General features: G+C 34.8%; 17 protein-coding genes. 8 read left to right on the top strand and 9 right to left on the bottom strand.

Annotated elements, in window-relative coordinates:
* The 9 genes from IPP32_14350 to IPP32_14310 all read right to left on the bottom strand — a co-directional run bounded on the left by IPP32_14350 (window position 1) and on the right by IPP32_14310 (window position 7,429).
* Window positions 1-1,239, bottom strand: coding sequence for an AAA family ATPase (locus tag IPP32_14350; GenBank protein ID MBL0049263.1), 1,239 nt, complete (start codon window positions 1,237-1,239; stop codon window positions 1-3).
* A gap of 130 nt (window positions 1,240-1,369) precedes the next feature.
* Window positions 1,370-1,516, bottom strand: coding sequence for a hypothetical protein (locus IPP32_14345; GenBank protein MBL0049262.1), 147 nt, complete (start codon window positions 1,514-1,516; stop codon window positions 1,370-1,372).
* A complete protein-coding gene (locus IPP32_14340; GenBank protein ID MBL0049261.1) occupies window positions 1,513-2,130 on the bottom strand; it encodes a winged helix-turn-helix transcriptional regulator in 618 nt (205 codons plus the stop codon). Before IPP32_14340 ends, IPP32_14345 begins: the two co-directional genes overlap by 4 nt.
* Window positions 2,131-2,138: 8 nt before the next feature.
* A complete protein-coding gene (locus IPP32_14335; protein ID MBL0049260.1) occupies window positions 2,139-2,402 on the bottom strand; it encodes a DUF2024 family protein in 264 nt (87 codons plus the stop codon).
* A 145-nt stretch (window positions 2,403-2,547) separates the two neighbouring features.
* On the bottom strand, window positions 2,548-2,781 hold the full coding sequence (locus IPP32_14330; protein ID MBL0049259.1) for a thioredoxin family protein: 234 nt from the start codon (window positions 2,779-2,781) through the stop codon (window positions 2,548-2,550).
* A 288-nt stretch (window positions 2,782-3,069) separates the two neighbouring features.
* A complete protein-coding gene (locus IPP32_14325; protein MBL0049258.1) occupies window positions 3,070-3,690 on the bottom strand; it encodes a hypothetical protein in 621 nt (206 codons plus the stop codon).
* Between the two features lie 1,437 nt (window positions 3,691-5,127).
* Window positions 5,128-5,712: a hypothetical protein gene (locus IPP32_14320; protein ID MBL0049257.1), complete on the bottom strand. Its 585-nt coding sequence runs from the start codon at window positions 5,710-5,712 to the stop codon at window positions 5,128-5,130.
* A 999-nt stretch (window positions 5,713-6,711) separates the two neighbouring features.
* On the bottom strand, window positions 6,712-7,146 hold the full coding sequence (locus IPP32_14315; GenBank protein ID MBL0049256.1) for a hypothetical protein: 435 nt from the start codon (window positions 7,144-7,146) through the stop codon (window positions 6,712-6,714).
* A gap of 10 nt (window positions 7,147-7,156) precedes the next feature.
* Entirely contained in the window at window positions 7,157-7,429 is a 273-nt protein-coding gene (locus tag IPP32_14310) for a hypothetical protein (protein MBL0049255.1), read from the bottom strand.
* A 317-nt stretch (window positions 7,430-7,746) separates the two neighbouring features.
* Here IPP32_14310 and IPP32_14305 point away from each other — a divergent pair, with 317 nt between their 5' ends.
* The 8 genes from IPP32_14305 (at window position 7,747) to ric (ending at window position 15,049) form a co-directional block, all read left to right on the top strand.
* Window positions 7,747-8,172 carry an Rrf2 family transcriptional regulator gene (locus IPP32_14305; protein MBL0049254.1) on the top strand — a complete coding sequence of 142 codons (426 nt, stop codon included), beginning with the start codon at window positions 7,747-7,749 and terminating at the stop codon, window positions 8,170-8,172.
* A gap of 72 nt (window positions 8,173-8,244) precedes the next feature.
* Window positions 8,245-8,670: a cytochrome c gene (locus IPP32_14300; protein MBL0049253.1), complete on the top strand. Its 426-nt coding sequence runs from the start codon at window positions 8,245-8,247 to the stop codon at window positions 8,668-8,670.
* Between the two features lie 23 nt (window positions 8,671-8,693).
* Window positions 8,694-10,040 (top strand): cbb3-type cytochrome c oxidase subunit I, encoded by a 1,347-nt coding sequence (locus IPP32_14295; GenBank protein ID MBL0049252.1) that lies wholly within the window; start codon window positions 8,694-8,696, stop codon window positions 10,038-10,040.
* 32 nt (window positions 10,041-10,072) lie between these two features.
* Complete coding sequence (nirK, locus tag IPP32_14290; protein MBL0049251.1) at window positions 10,073-11,539, top strand: nitrite reductase, copper-containing; 1,467 nt, start codon at window positions 10,073-10,075, stop codon at window positions 11,537-11,539.
* A 78-nt stretch (window positions 11,540-11,617) separates the two neighbouring features.
* The gene (locus IPP32_14285) at window positions 11,618-12,391 is read left to right on the top strand and encodes a formylglycine-generating enzyme family protein (protein MBL0049250.1); all 774 of its coding nucleotides are present in this window, start codon (window positions 11,618-11,620) and stop codon (window positions 12,389-12,391) included.
* A gap of 25 nt (window positions 12,392-12,416) precedes the next feature.
* On the top strand, window positions 12,417-13,010 hold the full coding sequence (locus tag IPP32_14280) for an SCO family protein (GenBank protein MBL0049249.1): 594 nt from the start codon (window positions 12,417-12,419) through the stop codon (window positions 13,008-13,010).
* A complete protein-coding gene (locus IPP32_14275) occupies window positions 13,007-14,314 on the top strand; it encodes an alginate export family protein (protein MBL0049248.1) in 1,308 nt (435 codons plus the stop codon). Before IPP32_14280 ends, IPP32_14275 begins: the two co-directional genes overlap by 4 nt.
* Before the next feature lie 15 nt (window positions 14,315-14,329).
* Entirely contained in the window at window positions 14,330-15,049 is a 720-nt protein-coding gene (gene ric / locus IPP32_14270) for an iron-sulfur cluster repair di-iron protein (GenBank protein MBL0049247.1), read from the top strand.
* Window positions 15,050-15,083: the final 34 nt, after the last annotated feature.

Here is a 15,083-nt window from a genome sequence, read left to right as displayed (position 1 = left end):
TCAAAAATTTTCTGGTAAGCCACCAATAAAGCCATTTGTCCATAATTCAGATAGTTTCATTTTTCTTTCTGGCTTGTATTCGATACGTTTTGCTCTTGTGTGCCCCTCATCATTCCTTCTCACTACAAACAAGCGCTGGCTGTCATCTTTTAAATTCAAACCATCGAGTATCGCAGGGTTATGAGTTGTAACTATCACCTGCTTTTTATGTTTCTTAGCTAACGCTGCGAGGTTTCTAGTTATTTGGATACATAATTTTGGATTGAAAGATGAGTCAAGATTGTCTATTGCGAAGAAAGTTGGAGTCGTCTTTGAAATAAATAAAGTTGAATAAAATAGCAAAAATAAAAATCCTTCATTGGTACTTCGTTGGTCAAAATATTGAAGTTTTTCAAAAAGATATTTGTCCTTAATTCTCAATGCATATTCATTTTGCATCAGATTGTCCGGCAATTCAAAATCTTCATACCAGTCAAGCAAATTAAGGTTACGCTTTATTGCTAAAAGTGTATTTTGAGTTTTTTTATTTAATGCCAATTCCTTCAAGAACTGAAAAAGTCCTTCTCCTTTTATTCCAAGTGGGTAGATTTGAGTTGTTTCCTCAAATTTTCTTAAACTAGTTTGTTCTGGAGAATAGATAATATAATCTGAGATTTTTTGATTAGTGTACCGGTCATTTAAAAAACGGTTGAAAATGAATTTAAAAATAGCCATACTTTCATTTTCTTTTCCCTCTTCCTTTGAAATTTTTTTTATTTTTTCGGCCAATGATTCATACATCTCAATATGCTTTTCATTTCCCAAAAATTTCTTTAATTCCCTTTTCCTTTCCACATTATTTTTTTCGAAGAGAATAGTTGCAAGTTTGTCCCCGGTAGATTTATCTATTATTTCTTTTAATTCATTTGTCCACTTTTTTTGATTATTATTCTGGTTAGTGAGAGAATAATTAATATTGTTAAAAAGTGTGTCATCTGTTTTAAATATTAGATCAATTTTTCTATTTGTTATATTTTTGAAAGCGGAATACATAAATTCAGGGTTAGTAACTCTAACACCTCGACTTCCTAAAAATTCAAAATCGAGTTTATCAGCACTTGCAGCACTCCCAAAAGCAATTGCTTCTAGAATATTAGATTTTCCACATCCATTTTCTCCGATAAGAACATTGAAACTACCTAAGTCAAGAGAAAGATCTACTACGGATTTGAAATTCTTTATTTGAATTGATTTTATCATTTCTATAATTTAGGTCGCAAATTTAGTATTATTTCGATTCTCTTCTCTTTGGTTAATGAGATTTTATTTCAGATTTTAGGGCATTAATGTCGTATTTGTTATGGATTTGAGTTTTTTTTTGGCATTACGGCTAACGTTTTGCAGCTACAAGAAGTTGGCGATTTCGAAGCACTAAACTGTCTGCCACCACTGAACCTGATACGAAGCACAAAGCTTCATTTAACCACTGAACCGCCAATTTCTTGTAGGTGCTGTTACCTGCTGGTGTTTCTGTCATACTGTTTGTTTCAGCTTGTGTTCTGCACAGTCAATTCGTAATTCTGTGTCAGCAAGTTTTGTATTTAAGAGGCCGCAAAAATGTTCTTGTCCGTTTTTGTTTGCTTTGTAAAAATGGCAAGTAAAACACATTCTTTGTATGGTTATAATTCCCGCTTTGTTCAAATGATTAATAATGTCCAACAAACTTAATAGTAAATTCTCTTGGTCGGTTGAATGTAGTTTGCCAATAGGAACTTGTATTTGTTTTGCAAATAAAGATGTCTGTTCGGCAATGTTTTTTCCTTTTTTAGTTAGGTTAATAACATAGCTTCTTGTGTCGTGTTGCTCGTATTCTTTTTTGATAAGCTGTTTTTGTTCAAGCGTTTTAATAGTGTCGCTGATGGTTGCCTTTGTCATATTAAACTCGTCAGCCAAATAACTTACTTTTCTTTTTTCGTCAGAGTGATGCAACAAGAAGATAAGCACTTGAACTTGAATTGGACTTAATGAAAATTCTTTGCTTTCATTCCAAAGTAAAACCCTAAAAGCTTGTGACACTCTTTCCAAAGAAGCAACAATTTTGCTTTCAATACTTGAATTCTGATGTGCTAAATCAAACGCTGATTTTTCCATATTAAAATTTACTTGCAATTTTCCATTTCGATTATAAAATAACCTTGTTTCTTAATGTCGGATTCCCAATTAGGTCTTAAAGTCTCAACGTGACAAAACCTGCATTCTTTTGATGTCAAAGGTTGGCCTTCTTGTCCTATTGTTTTTAGATACGCTTTGCCATAATCATAAATTACAACTGTATCTTTAATCTCTTCAGGTGCAAGAATGTCAAAGTGCATTATTGATCCGTCTTTTTTAGTTACATAGGTGTCCCAAACTGCTACTTTCATTTTACTTGTTGTGTTATTTTGTGTTTGGCTGCAACCTGGTATAAAGGTTAGAAGCAAAACAATGTTTAATAGTAATTTCATTTCTTTTGATTTAAAATAAAATGCCTCACAAAGGTAGTTGTCCTAACTTTGTGAGGCAAATTTTTCAACCTTTTACGTCAGCCATGGAAGCACCAAAGTTGATGTGCAAAACATTTCCGTTTGGGGTAACCAAGGCTGGAACAGATTTTACACCTGCTTTCTCTGCTTCGTCAATTCTTGACTTGTCGTTTCCAAAGTGAACTACTTCAACTTTGTCTGCACCCAAAAGGTTAATGATGTCGTGCTCTGCACTAACGCAAACAGGGCAACCTGCGTGATAGAAAACTGATTTACTCATTTGATTATGAATTAAAATTGTTATGACATTATTGTCGGTGCAAATATAGTTAGGATAACTAACAAAGTAAAATAAAAGTTCTCAACAGTCAAAATTTCTGTCAAAGTAGTCGTCTATTTATGTTGGCTGTGTCGTCTGCTACACTTGCAGGTAACGGTTGCGAGCATGAGCAGTGCGGCTTCGGAGCCAACCAACTTTCACTCACTACAAATTTAGTAGGAACGACACACTTTCACAACCAAAAAACCAGCATTGCTTATGCTTGCTGTTACAGGTAGTTGTGTTCTGTCACCGGTATTTCCTCTTTGTGATATTTTCCTCAATTTCCTTAATGGTTTTATATTCTTTTTTAATTAAGTCATATTTAAGAAGTCTTTTATTGCTTTCAACCCAAGAATGGGCTAAACCAGAAGTAATCATTTCTATTCTTTTGTTATTGTCAAACTGTTTGGTTATTAAATTGAATTCAAAAACCAAAGGGTCTGCAATACTGTCAATACCTACGACATTTGGTTTAACTCTAAGTTCATAGGATTGATGGCAACATTGCAAATGTCCTCGGTATATCTTTAAATACAATAGTGTTAAATATTTTTCTTGATTATGTCGGTCTAACCGTATGGCCTTAAATGCTTTCACAACGCTATCAGGAAAGTTGTTCATTTTTTTCATTCCGCCTTGCATTGTGGTATCAGGCAAAAAATCTACGGCAAATTGTCTAGCAATTTCTAAGTTGTCCTGATGTGAAATATTTTCTTTAATAACAATTGAACTGTCAGATGTTACCAAGTTCACCTTTTTAGCTTTCTTGTCAGAAGAAATCTCTCTGCAATCTGTAAAGAAGATGAAAATTAACGCAATTTTTAAAATCTGCTGTACTAAATTTTTAAACATACTAGGTGGTGTCATACAATTACCTGTAACGTTTTGCGTGCATGCGAGGTGTTTTATTTTGGCTTCGTAGCACAGTCTTTTCGTTAAAAAATATTGCAATAAAAATAAACAAATTATTTACCGAAAAGGATATTGCAATATTTTTTTTGCACGAACTAGGAGCGAGGTAATCCGTTATTAAACCTACCGTCCGCCAAAATAAGACATCTTGCATGCACGCTGTTAGCAGCTGAGGGTTCACGCCACGCATACAGCGCTTTTGCAGTCCAACTTTCAACAGTTATTGTCACACTTTGCTTGTCACACAAAGTTTTAGAACTTCTAAACGTCAAGTGCAACGCTAAGTTTAGCCTAATTAAAGAATTCAGAGTCAAACGTCAACTGTGGAAGTCACGCAAACAAACCAAGTAAACACTTACAAACAAAAATTTTCAATCCAACGTCAAGTGTGGGTTTACGCAAATTCGTCCAAGTTCAAAAAGTCAAATAGAGATTGTCAAGTTCTAATCGTCACGCAATGCTTGGAGAAACAAAAACAAAAACTGCAAAAGCAATGGGTTTATGAAACCAACTGAAAAATCGTCAACCGGAAATATTTCTAAAAACGTTAGAACCCTTTGCTGCTAACGTTTTGCGTGCATGCGAGGTGTTTTATTTTGGCTTCGTAGCACAGTCTTGTCGTTAAAAAATATTGCAATAAAAATAAACAAATTATTTACCGAAAAGGATATTGCAATATTTTTTTTGCACGAACTAGGAGCGAGGTAATCAGCTAATAAACCTACCGTCCGCCAAAATAAGACATCTTGCATGCACGCTGTTAGCAGCTGAGGGTTCACGCCACGCATACAGCGCTTTTGCAGTCCAACTTTCAACAGTAATCGTCACACGTTGCTTGTCACATAAAGTTTTAGAACTCCTAAACGTCAAGTGCCACGCTAAGTTTAGACTAAGTATCAAGTTCAAAGTCCAACGTTAAGTGTGGAAGTCACGCAAACAAACCAAGCAAACACTTACAAGCAAAAGTTTTCGAGTCCAACGTCAAGTGTGGGTTTACGCAAATTCGTCCAAGTTCTAAAAGTCAAATAGTGCTTGTCAAGTTCTAATCGTCACGCAATGCATGGAGAAAACAAAACAAAAACTGCAAAAGCAAAGGGATTATGAAAATAACTGAAAAATCTTCAACCGGAAATATTTCTAAAAACGTTAGAACCCTTTGCTGCTAACGTTTTGCGGCTACCAGATGGATTTTGTTTTGGGCTTTCGAAGCACTGTCAGTCCGCTAAAAATATTGCAATAAAGATAAAAAAATTACTTACCGAAAAATATATTGCAATATTTTTTTGCAGGAACTTCAATCGAGCTTCACAGTTATTAAACCTTCTGTCCGCCCAAAAAAAATTTATCTGGTAGCCGCTGTTAGCTGCTGGTTTTCTAGCACTGCCGTTTGGATTAAGCTATATACTTGAGTTTAGACGAGTGGATCCTTTTATAATTTCCGAGAACTAAAATTAAAGAACTTGCAACCCACAAATAAAACCCCAACCCGTAACCGGTTACTGTCTGATAGCGATAAAGTGGATCATCATTTTGATCACCAGTAATAATTAAATTAAATTCCTTTACCCTGTCAAAGAATAGAAAAGACAAGGAAAGAAGAGTTGAAACTATGCTGGCAATAAATGATGGTTTTGTTTCATTTATAGTAATCCATGAGAAAAAAAGAATTGGATTTGCAAACCAAGTTATTGAAGCACCACCTCCTGTTAAAATAGCATTAATTCCACCAAACAGAAGAAGAAAGATACCAGGACCTTCTGACTTCTCATGGTGATGGTAAAAACCATCTTGAGTGAGCGAAATAGTATATAATAGGATGCTGAAAAGTAAAATTGAAATTTTAAATTTTTTGTTGTCTATGGAAGTTAAATTGAGATTTTCACTTGAAATACTGCGGTCTTTATTAGCTTGTAATTCATCAACTATTTTATTTTGTAATTCGTAGCCGCAACTTGAACAATATTTTGCATTGTTCATATTAGTTGATTGACAATTCTTACAAATTACATTTTCAATCATTTAAAGGAGTCTTTCAAAAGAGTGTGAGTCATGGTAGCATTGATTTTTCGTGAAAACTTGCAGCTAACGTTTTCCGGCTAAGCGAGGTATTTCATTTGGGCTTCGAAGCACAGTCGGTCAGTTAAAAATATTGCAATAAAAATAAACAAATTATTTACCTAAAAGGATATTGCAATATTTTTCTTGCAGTAACTTCAATCGAGCTTCACAGCTAATAAACCTACAGTCCTGCCCAAATGGAATATCTTGCTTAACCGGTGTTAGCTGCTGTAATCTCACGCCCCTGCCGTCGGATGTGGTTTCACGTCAAGGGTCAAAACAGCGTTCTACGAGCGAATTTTGTCCCACAGTTCCAAAAAATCATCTCTTTATGCGATGCTAGAAAATTGAAAGAGAGGAAAAATTCCTGACTTCGATGTGTCATTTTTTTGATCGTCTTTAAATCGGAAGGGATTTAACGCCAATAAAAAAAAATGACACACTTCCCGTTTAATTTTCCTCTTTTTCAGTTTTTTAGTGTTGTCAAAAGTCCGCGTTTGGGAAGCGTAAGTCAAAAAATACTTGATGGCTGAAACCTAATTATGCCAAGCCTTACAGAGATTATTGCAGCTAACGTTTTGCTTGCAGGCGTGGTGTTTTATTTTGGGCCTTCGAAGCACTGTCGTTTCGTTAAAAATATTGCAATAAAATTAAAAAAATTATTTACCGAAAATCATATTGCAATATTTTTCTTGCAAGAACTTCAATCGAGCTTCAAAGTTAATAAACCTTCTGTCCGCCCAAAATAAGACATCACGCTTGCAAGCTGTTATATGAGGTTTTTGTTTCGGAGGGAAAGGTTAAAGTATAATGGAGGCTTTAAGTGTCCGTCAAAATTTAGTTAGGCACTTCTAAAATGAACCTTTGTTAATTTTCCATTATACGTAACCTCTAACCAGAGTTCTGTTTTGGTTAGTTTCATAATTCTATATTCAATTCTCTCATTAACCCATAAAGGTCCAATAAAATCGCTTTTCGTAAAAAAGGGTCTTGAATAAGATGTAACTTGAACTGCCAATTTCCTTTTTCTATCAGCAAAGCCCCAAGTAAAATAAATGGCTGATTGATGAGAAGGTGATTTGTAATTAATGGCAGATATTCCTTTATCCGGTTCAAAAACTCCATGCTTTCAAAAACATAACCACTATCAGTTGCTGCCAGAAAATCAGAGGTAGAATCAATTCCTCCAATTTCTAGGTAATCTAATACCCAATAAGCTTTCTCTAATCTATTATACTTTGAAGTAAAATTAAAAATTGGTCCATCAGGATATTTTTTACAGCTAACTGTGAAAAACATAATAAATAGACTAAGGGTCAAAAATATAATAATGGAACTACCTCTTATTTTCATTATGTAATTTTTAAACTCCATTTTCCAACATTTCGTATTCAGTTGGTAAGAAAGTAAAAGTCAATCGCAGCAGACCGTTCAGCAAAAATCTCATATAACGTTTTGCAGCTACCCGAAGGGCGGGACTTTTGCCACAAAACTTGATTTGAAAAACTAATGTTTGATTAAATACTAAACTGTCTTTGGAACACGAAACCTCGCCTTTTGGGCAGGTGCTGTTATAGCCAGTGGTTCTTGTACACCGTCCTAGCAAACCTTTGTCAGTATTGAGTTTCTGTGTCATTGTCGTTTCGGCTGTGCGTTGCGTTATTTTTAAAGCGTTGAAATTTTATATAACAATCCTTTAGTGATACAGTCTTCAAGGGTGGTTTTTGATTGAACTAGCAAGTTTCGAGGATCCTTACATTCTACATTATACTACTATATAGGCATATGATTGAAGAGCCCTTGCTCTATCCATTTCTATAAGTCCTGCTCCCCGTAAAATTTCAACTATTTCATTCTCCAAAAATATGATAATTATCAGGTTTTAAATTATTTCGGATATTTTTATCCGAATTAAGGAATTAATTGCAAACTTTGCACCGTAATAGTATAAATATGTTTAGCAAAGCTTGCGAATACGCCATAAAGGCAATGATTTTTATAGAATTAAAAAGCAGTGCTTCCAGAAAAATCAGCTTGAATGAAATAGCTGAAGCAATCGATTCACCTGTTGCCTTTACTGCAAAAATTTTACAGAAACTTAGAAAAAGCGGGCTGATTATTTCAACGATTGGAGCAAGAGGTGGATTTCAAATTGAAGAAAATAAATCAATCACCATTAAGGAAATAGTAATTGCAATTGATGGCGATGGCTTTTTCAATAAATGCATTTTAGGCCTAAACGTTTGCTCGTCTGCCAATCCTTGCCCTGCACATGCAACCTACTCACGAATCAGAGAAATCCTATTAACGGATTTGTTGAATTTAAGCATAAACCAATTTTCAAAATTACTTAAGAAAAAATATATATCACTTAAATGAAAACTAAGCACTCATGATTAACATCGACTATGCGTACCAATAATCATTTATAAACAATTAAATTAATTCAATATGCTATCAAAATCACAAGCCCGAGCTTTTTTCCTGGGAGGCACCATTGTTACATTTGGTATCTTTTTAGGATTGTCATGGAACTCATTAAGCAATGAAGTTCCCAAACGTACTCATGAAGAAAATCTTTCGCCTCAAGTTATTCACGGTAAAGAAATATGGGAGTCAAACAACTGTATGGGGTGTCATACTATTTTAGGAGAAGGCGCTTATTATGCACCTGAACTTACTAAGGTTTATGACCGCAGGGGAGAAGGCTATATTAAAGCTGCCTTGATGTCAAAAACACCATGGTCTCCGCGTGGCCGTCAAATGGTTGCCTATGCTATGACTGAGCAGGATGCCAATGATGTAGTTGCTTTTTTAAAATGGATTGGCGAAGTTGACTTAAATGGATTTCCACCTAAACCACAATACAAGAAATAATTTAACTACTAAACATTTATAATATGAAATATAAATCACAAAAAGTAGCGTATTGGTTTTTTGCACTTTCCATGCTGCTGTTATCATTACAAATAGTGTATGGTTTTATAATGGCATTTGCCCACATGGGTTATGATGTATTGCACCCGGTTATTGCGTTTAATACTGCAAGAGCGGTACATACTAATTTATTAGTTGTTTGGTTGCTTAGTGGTTTTATGGGAGCTGCTTATTACATTATTCCCGAAGAAGCTGAACATGAATTGGTAAATGTAAAGCTAGCCTATATTCAGTTAATTACATTAGCGTTGGTTGGTGTGGTTGCAATAATTGGCTATCACTTTAATTATTGGGAAGGCAGAAAGTTTTTAGAAATTCCTCGTCCGTTAGATTGGCTGGTTGTCGTAAATGTCTTAACTTTTTTAGGGTTGATCTTAGTTACTTTATTCAAAGGTAAAAAGCGAACAACCACTGCATTGGTTTTATCAATGGGATTATTTTTTGCGGCCTTATTGTACCTGCCCGGTATGATATGGTTTGACAATCAAACCATGGATTCGTTTTTCAGATGGTGGGTTGTTCACTTATGGGTTGAAGGTGTTTGGGAATTAATCATGGGTGGTATTTTAGCATTCTTATTGATTAAAATAACAGGTGTTGACCGCGAAGTAATTGAGAAGTGGCTATACGTAATTGTGGGTTTAACTTTCATTTCCGGTATTTTAGGAACAGGTCACCACTACTACTATATAGGCGTTGGAAAAGTTTGGTTAATAGTAGGTGGAATATTCTCAGCAATGGAGCCACTGGCTTTTTTAGGAATGGCATTATTTGCCATTTCAATGTACCGCAAAGGCGAGAAAAAACATCCTAATAAAATTGCTTTAAACTGGACATTAGGTACTGCAATTGTATCTTTTGTGGGTGCCGGTTTATTAGGATTAGCACACACTTTACCACAGGTTAACATGTACACACATGGTACATTAGTTACAGCTATGCATGGTCACCTTGCTTTTTGGGGAGCCTATGCAATGATAGTCTTAGCCATTATCAGCTATGCATTACCAAATTTAACCGGTCGCAAATTATTTGATACCACAACAGGTTTACTTGCATTTTGGCTGTCGAATATTGGCATGATAGGTATGACAGTAGCTTTTGGTGTTGCAGGTGTTGCACAGGTTTACCTTGAGCGAATAGTAGGTTTAGAGTTTGGCGATGTGCAGAAAGAAATACAAGTGCATTTCTTCATTCTTGTTTGTTGTGCAACCATGTTTACAGTAGGCATAATTTGTTACATCATCGAGTTTGTGCGATACGGTCAACCAACTGACGAAGCATTGGAAGCATTATTAATTAAAAAATAAAACTATTTCCCTAAACAATAAAACCTAAGATTATGAATAAGAAAATATATTTATCAGTGCTGAAAATGACTTTTATTATTAGCCTCAGCAGTTTAGTTATTACAAGTTGCAACTCATCAAATGAGCCGGCTAAAAATGTAGACCCAACTCAAATAAAAGTAACGGGCACTATGGTTGCGGAACTAACATCACCGCCATTAGTACCTAAACCTGTGGGTAACAGAGAGGCGACAAAACTTACTGTTAATTTAGAAATTGTAGAAAAAGAAGGTGTGATGGCCGATGGTGTAAAATATATTTATTGGACATTTGGTGGCTCGGTACCCGGAAGTTTTATCAGAACACGAATTGGCGATGAAGTTGAATTCCATTTGAAGAATCATCCCGATAATAAGTTGCCTCACAACATCGATTTACATGCTGTAACCGGACCTGGAGGTGGCGCTGCTTCATCATTTGTTGCACCCGGTCACGAAGTTGTTTTTTCATTCAAGGTAATTAATCAAGGTCTCTATGTATATCATTGTGCTACAGCACCTGTTGGAATGCACATTGCCAATGGTATGTACGGTTTAATTTTAGTTGAACCTGAAGGTGGATTGCCTCCAGTAGATAAAGAGTACTACATTATGCAAGGCGATTTTTATACCAAAGGTGCTAATGGTGAAAAAGGTTTGCAACCTTTTGATATGACTAAAGCTGTTAATGAAGAACCGGATTATGTTGTATTTAATGGTCATGTTGGTTCCTTAACAGGTGACAATGCCATCACTGCCAAAGTAGGCGAAACGGTTCGTTTATTTGTTGGTAATGGAGGCCCTAATTTGGTTTCATCTTTCCATGTAATTGGTGAAATTTTTGACAATGTAAATATAGAAGGTGGTACATTACTTAACCATGATGTGCAAACAACTTTAATTCCTGCAGGCGGTTCTTCAATAGTTGAATTTAAAGTGGAAGTTCCCGGTACATTTATCATTGTTGATCATTCAATTTTCAGAACATTTAACAAGGGTAGTTTAGGTATGTTAAAAGTTACCGGTGATGAAAACAAATTAATTTATTCTGGTAAACAAACTGATGAAGTTTATCACGCTGAAGGTGGAACCATTCAGAATATGCCGGAAGATGCGAATGCTGTAAAATTACCAAAACCAACATCTTTAGCTGAACGAATTGAAGATGGAAAATCAATTTATAACAGAACTTGTTTTGCATGCCATCAGCCAAATGGTGAAGGTTTGCCAAATACCTTCCCTCCGTTAGCTAAGTCTGATTATTTAAATGCTAATCCTACAAGTGCAATTGAATTTATCATTAAAGGTAAAACCGGTGAAATAGTAGTTAATGGTAAAAAATACAACAGTGTAATGACTGCTCAAGTTTTAACCGATGATGAAATAGCCAATGTGTTAACATTTGTTTACAACAGTTGGGGTAATAGTAAAAAGGAAATTACACCGGCAATGGTTGCTGCTGTACGTAAAACGGTTAAATAGATTTTGAAAAAGATATTGCCTGCCTTTTGTTTTTTCATTTTTATAATTTCTTGTTCAAACAAGAAAATGAATTTGGAAATGATTGAAAACAATAAAGAAATAGCAGTGGTTACTCCAAATGATACCACATTTGGAGTAACTGCAACTATGGCAAAGATTAAAGGTGGCAATTATGTGCCATTATATGGAAGAGACTCACAATTAATTGTTATCAATGATTTTTTGGTGGATGTATTACCGGTTACTAATGCTGATTTTGCAGCTTTTGCAAAAACTAATAAACGCTGGAGAAAATCAAATGTGAAAAAGATTTTTGCTGATGACAATTACTTATTTCGTTGGAAAAACGATACCACTATTGGCGATGAAATGAAGCCCAGCAGTCCTATTACAAATGTATCATGGTATGCTGCAAAATCTTATTGTGAATGTCAAGGCAAACGATTGCCAACAGTGGATGAATGGGAATATGTAGCAATGGCAAATAAAGATAAGAAAGATGCTCGTCAAGTGAAGTCATACAATCAATATATTTTAGATTGGTATGAAAAGCCAAAAACAAGTTTAAATCCTATTGGTCAAACTTTTAAAAACTATTGGGGTGTTTACGATTTACACGGTTTGGTTTGGGAATGGACAAGCGATTTTAGTTCAATTCTTTTAACAGGAGAATCCAGGAATGATGTAAAAACAGATCAAAATTTGTTTTGTGGAACCGGCTCAATAAACGCCACTGATTTAATGAATTATGCAGCCTTTATGCGCTATGCCTTCAGAGGAAGTTTAAAAGCAAATTTCTCAATCCAGAACTTAGGTTTTAGATGTGTTAAAGATTCAATTATCAGCAACTAGAATGGCAAGAAAAACGATACAATTAATGCTCTTTATAGCTTTCTTTTTAAGCATTAATGCATGCAGTACTAATTCCAAAACAGATGCTGATCTTGAAAAGAAAACAGCCACTGCTGATACTTTTTCTGGCGAGTCCATTTTCAATTTAACAGGTAACTGGCATACTCAAAATAACGATACCATTACCTTAAGCGAACTTAAAGGAAAAGTACTGGTAATGGTGATGATTTATACCAGTTGCAAAGTGGCTTGCCCACGTTTAGTGGCCGACATGAGAAATATTGAGAGTCAAATGCCAAAAGATAAATTGAACAAGTTAAACTTTGCTTTGGTAAGTATTGATCCCGAAGTTGATGATCCGAAAAGGCTAAAAGCATTTGCAATTGCAAATGAAATGGATGCTCCGCATTGGACATTTTTACAAGGAACAAAAACCAGTGTGCAAGAATTTGCAAATGTGCTGGCAGTAAAATACAAACAAATAGCACCTATGGATTTTTCGCACTCAAATATCATAAGTGTTTTTAATACCGAAGGTGAATTAATTCATCAACAAGAAGGTTTAGGTGTAAACAATAAAGAAACTGTAGAAATAATTATCAATGAAATTAACAAATGAAAATAACATCACTAAAATTTATTGCAATACTGTTTATGGGATTGGTGTTTAAAAACAGTGCTACAGCTCAATTTGAATTCAATGGGCAATTAGTTCAACGTGTTGAATACAGACATGGATATGGCAAATTAATTCCGGATACTGTTGATCCATCAGCTTTTATTAGCCAGCGATTACGATTTCAATTTACTTACAACACCAAATACGTTAAGCTTTTTGCTAGTATTCAAGATGTAAGAACCTGGGGAAGTACTTCGCAACTTAACGCTACCGACAATTTATTGTCGATGCATGAAGGTTGGGCTGAAATTCCTATTGATACCATGTGGAGTGTAAAAATAGGAAGACAAGAGTTAGTTTATGATAACTCTCGTTTTTTAGGCAATGTTGATTGGTCTATGCAAGCTCGTTCCCATGATTTTGCCTTATTGAAATTCTCTAAAAACGATCATAAACTTCATATAGGTGGAGGATATAATCAAGATGCTGAAACTATTTATGGCGGTGATTATTATAAAACTGCAAATCAATATAAAACTGCCCAAATGCTTTGGTATAATTATAAACACAATGATCTAGAATTGTCGATTTTGTTTTGGAACAATGGAAAACAAGATACCACAACCGGTCATAGAGCAGTTAGGTATTCACAAACTATTGGTTTACCAACTATCAAATATAGTTTTATGAAAAATAATTTGGTGTCGGCTTTTGCCTATTACCAAACAGGAAAAGATGTAAACAATAGAGATTTAAGCTGTTATGATATCAGCATTCAGGGAGCACAAACATTTGATATAAATGCTGAGAAAATATCTACTTTTAAGGTTACCCTTGGAGTTGAAATGTTAAGCGGAACCAACACTAATAACACAGCTAACACTAATAATTCTTATAATCCAATGTATGGAACTAATCACATGTACAATGGTTATATGGATTATTTTTACGTGAGCGGACGATTTGAAAACTCAGTGGGTCTTAACGATTTGTATTTGAAATTTCGTTATGACATGAATAAGAAATGGTTTGCTCAAACAGATTTGCATTATTTTTTAACCAATGCTAATGTGTATAACGCAAATGATGTATTGAGCCAACAGCTTGGAGCTGAGTTAGACCTAACAGGTGGCTATGTGTTTAATGAAAACATTTCATTACAGGCCGGTTATAGTCAACTATTTGCATCAAGCACTATCAAATATTTAGAATCGTCAAGTGCATCTAAGACACAGAACTGGGCTTACTTAATGCTTATCGTAAGACCAAAAAGTGATAAGAAATTTATAGGAATATATAACTAATAAAAAATATAAATCATGAATTTATCTGAACAAAAAGTAGCCGATGTAGTGGCATCAAATATTAAAACTGCACATGTTTTTAAAAAACATGGAATTGATTTTTGTTGTGGTGGAGGGGTGTCAATTGAAAAAGCTTGCAAAAAAAAGAATGTTGATTTAAACACACTTTTGCAAGACCTAAATAACATCGACAGTAAAGTATTGCCATCACAAAATTTCAATAACTGGGAACTGGATTTCCTGATTGACTATATCGTTAATACGCATCACGTTTATGTTGTAGAGGCAATTGATCTTATTGATCAGTATGCAACTAAGGTTGCTAATGTGCATGGTGCTGCTGAGCCTGCAGTGGTTAAAATATATGAGATTTTTAAAACGGTGGCCGAAGAGCTGACTTCCCATATGCATAAAGAAGAAAATATTCTTTTCCCTTATATTAAATATTTGGTTACATCTCAAAAACAAAAAACAGTTTGGTCTGCACCACATTTTGTTACGGTTGTTAATCCTATCAATATGATGGAACATGAGCATGAAACCGTTGGCGATTTATTGAAACAGATAGCATTGATAAGTAATAAATATACTCCACCCGAATGGGCTTGTAACACGTTTAAAGCGTTGTATGCAAAGCTGGATGAGTTTGAACAAGACTTACATATTCATGTGCATCTTGAAAACAATATCCTTTTTCCAAAAGCTATTGAAATTGAAAAATCGTTGTTAAACTAAACGAGTATGAATGCTGTAACAGATTTAATTGAAG

The organism is Bacteroidota bacterium (assembly GCA_016721765.1).
Taxonomy (GTDB): domain Bacteria; phylum Bacteroidota; class Bacteroidia; order UBA4408; family UBA4408; genus UBA4408.
Note: the sequence above shows the minus strand (reverse complement) of the source record. Positions and strands in the feature narration are given on the sequence as shown.

Coding starts and splice junctions, on each gene's coding strand:
- IPP32_14350 (MBL0049263.1), bottom strand. CDS start 1,239: ATGATAAAATCAATTCAAATAAAGAATTTCAAATCCGTAGTAGATCTT.
- IPP32_14345 (MBL0049262.1), bottom strand. CDS start 1,516: ATGACAGAAACACCAGCAGGTAACAGCACCTACAAGAAATTGGCGGTT.
- IPP32_14340 (MBL0049261.1), bottom strand. CDS start 2,130: ATGGAAAAATCAGCGTTTGATTTAGCACATCAGAATTCAAGTATTGAA.
- IPP32_14335 (MBL0049260.1), bottom strand. CDS start 2,402: ATGAAAGTAGCAGTTTGGGACACCTATGTAACTAAAAAAGACGGATCA.
- IPP32_14330 (MBL0049259.1), bottom strand. CDS start 2,781: ATGAGTAAATCAGTTTTCTATCACGCAGGTTGCCCTGTTTGCGTTAGT.
- IPP32_14325 (MBL0049258.1), bottom strand. CDS start 3,690: ATGACACCACCTAGTATGTTTAAAAATTTAGTACAGCAGATTTTAAAA.
- IPP32_14320 (MBL0049257.1), bottom strand. CDS start 5,712: ATGAACAATGCAAAATATTGTTCAAGTTGCGGCTACGAATTACAAAAT.
- IPP32_14315 (MBL0049256.1), bottom strand. CDS start 7,146: ATGAAAATAAGAGGTAGTTCCATTATTATATTTTTGACCCTTAGTCTA.
- IPP32_14310 (MBL0049255.1), bottom strand. CDS start 7,429: ATGACACAGAAACTCAATACTGACAAAGGTTTGCTAGGACGGTGTACA.
- IPP32_14305 (MBL0049254.1), top strand. CDS start 7,747: ATGTTTAGCAAAGCTTGCGAATACGCCATAAAGGCAATGATTTTTATA.
- IPP32_14300 (MBL0049253.1), top strand. CDS start 8,245: ATGCTATCAAAATCACAAGCCCGAGCTTTTTTCCTGGGAGGCACCATT.
- IPP32_14295 (MBL0049252.1), top strand. CDS start 8,694: ATGAAATATAAATCACAAAAAGTAGCGTATTGGTTTTTTGCACTTTCC.
- nirK (MBL0049251.1), top strand. CDS start 10,073: ATGAATAAGAAAATATATTTATCAGTGCTGAAAATGACTTTTATTATT.
- IPP32_14285 (MBL0049250.1), top strand. CDS start 11,618: ATGATTGAAAACAATAAAGAAATAGCAGTGGTTACTCCAAATGATACC.
- IPP32_14280 (MBL0049249.1), top strand. CDS start 12,417: ATGCTCTTTATAGCTTTCTTTTTAAGCATTAATGCATGCAGTACTAAT.
- IPP32_14275 (MBL0049248.1), top strand. CDS start 13,007: ATGAAAATAACATCACTAAAATTTATTGCAATACTGTTTATGGGATTG.
- ric (MBL0049247.1), top strand. CDS start 14,330: ATGAATTTATCTGAACAAAAAGTAGCCGATGTAGTGGCATCAAATATT.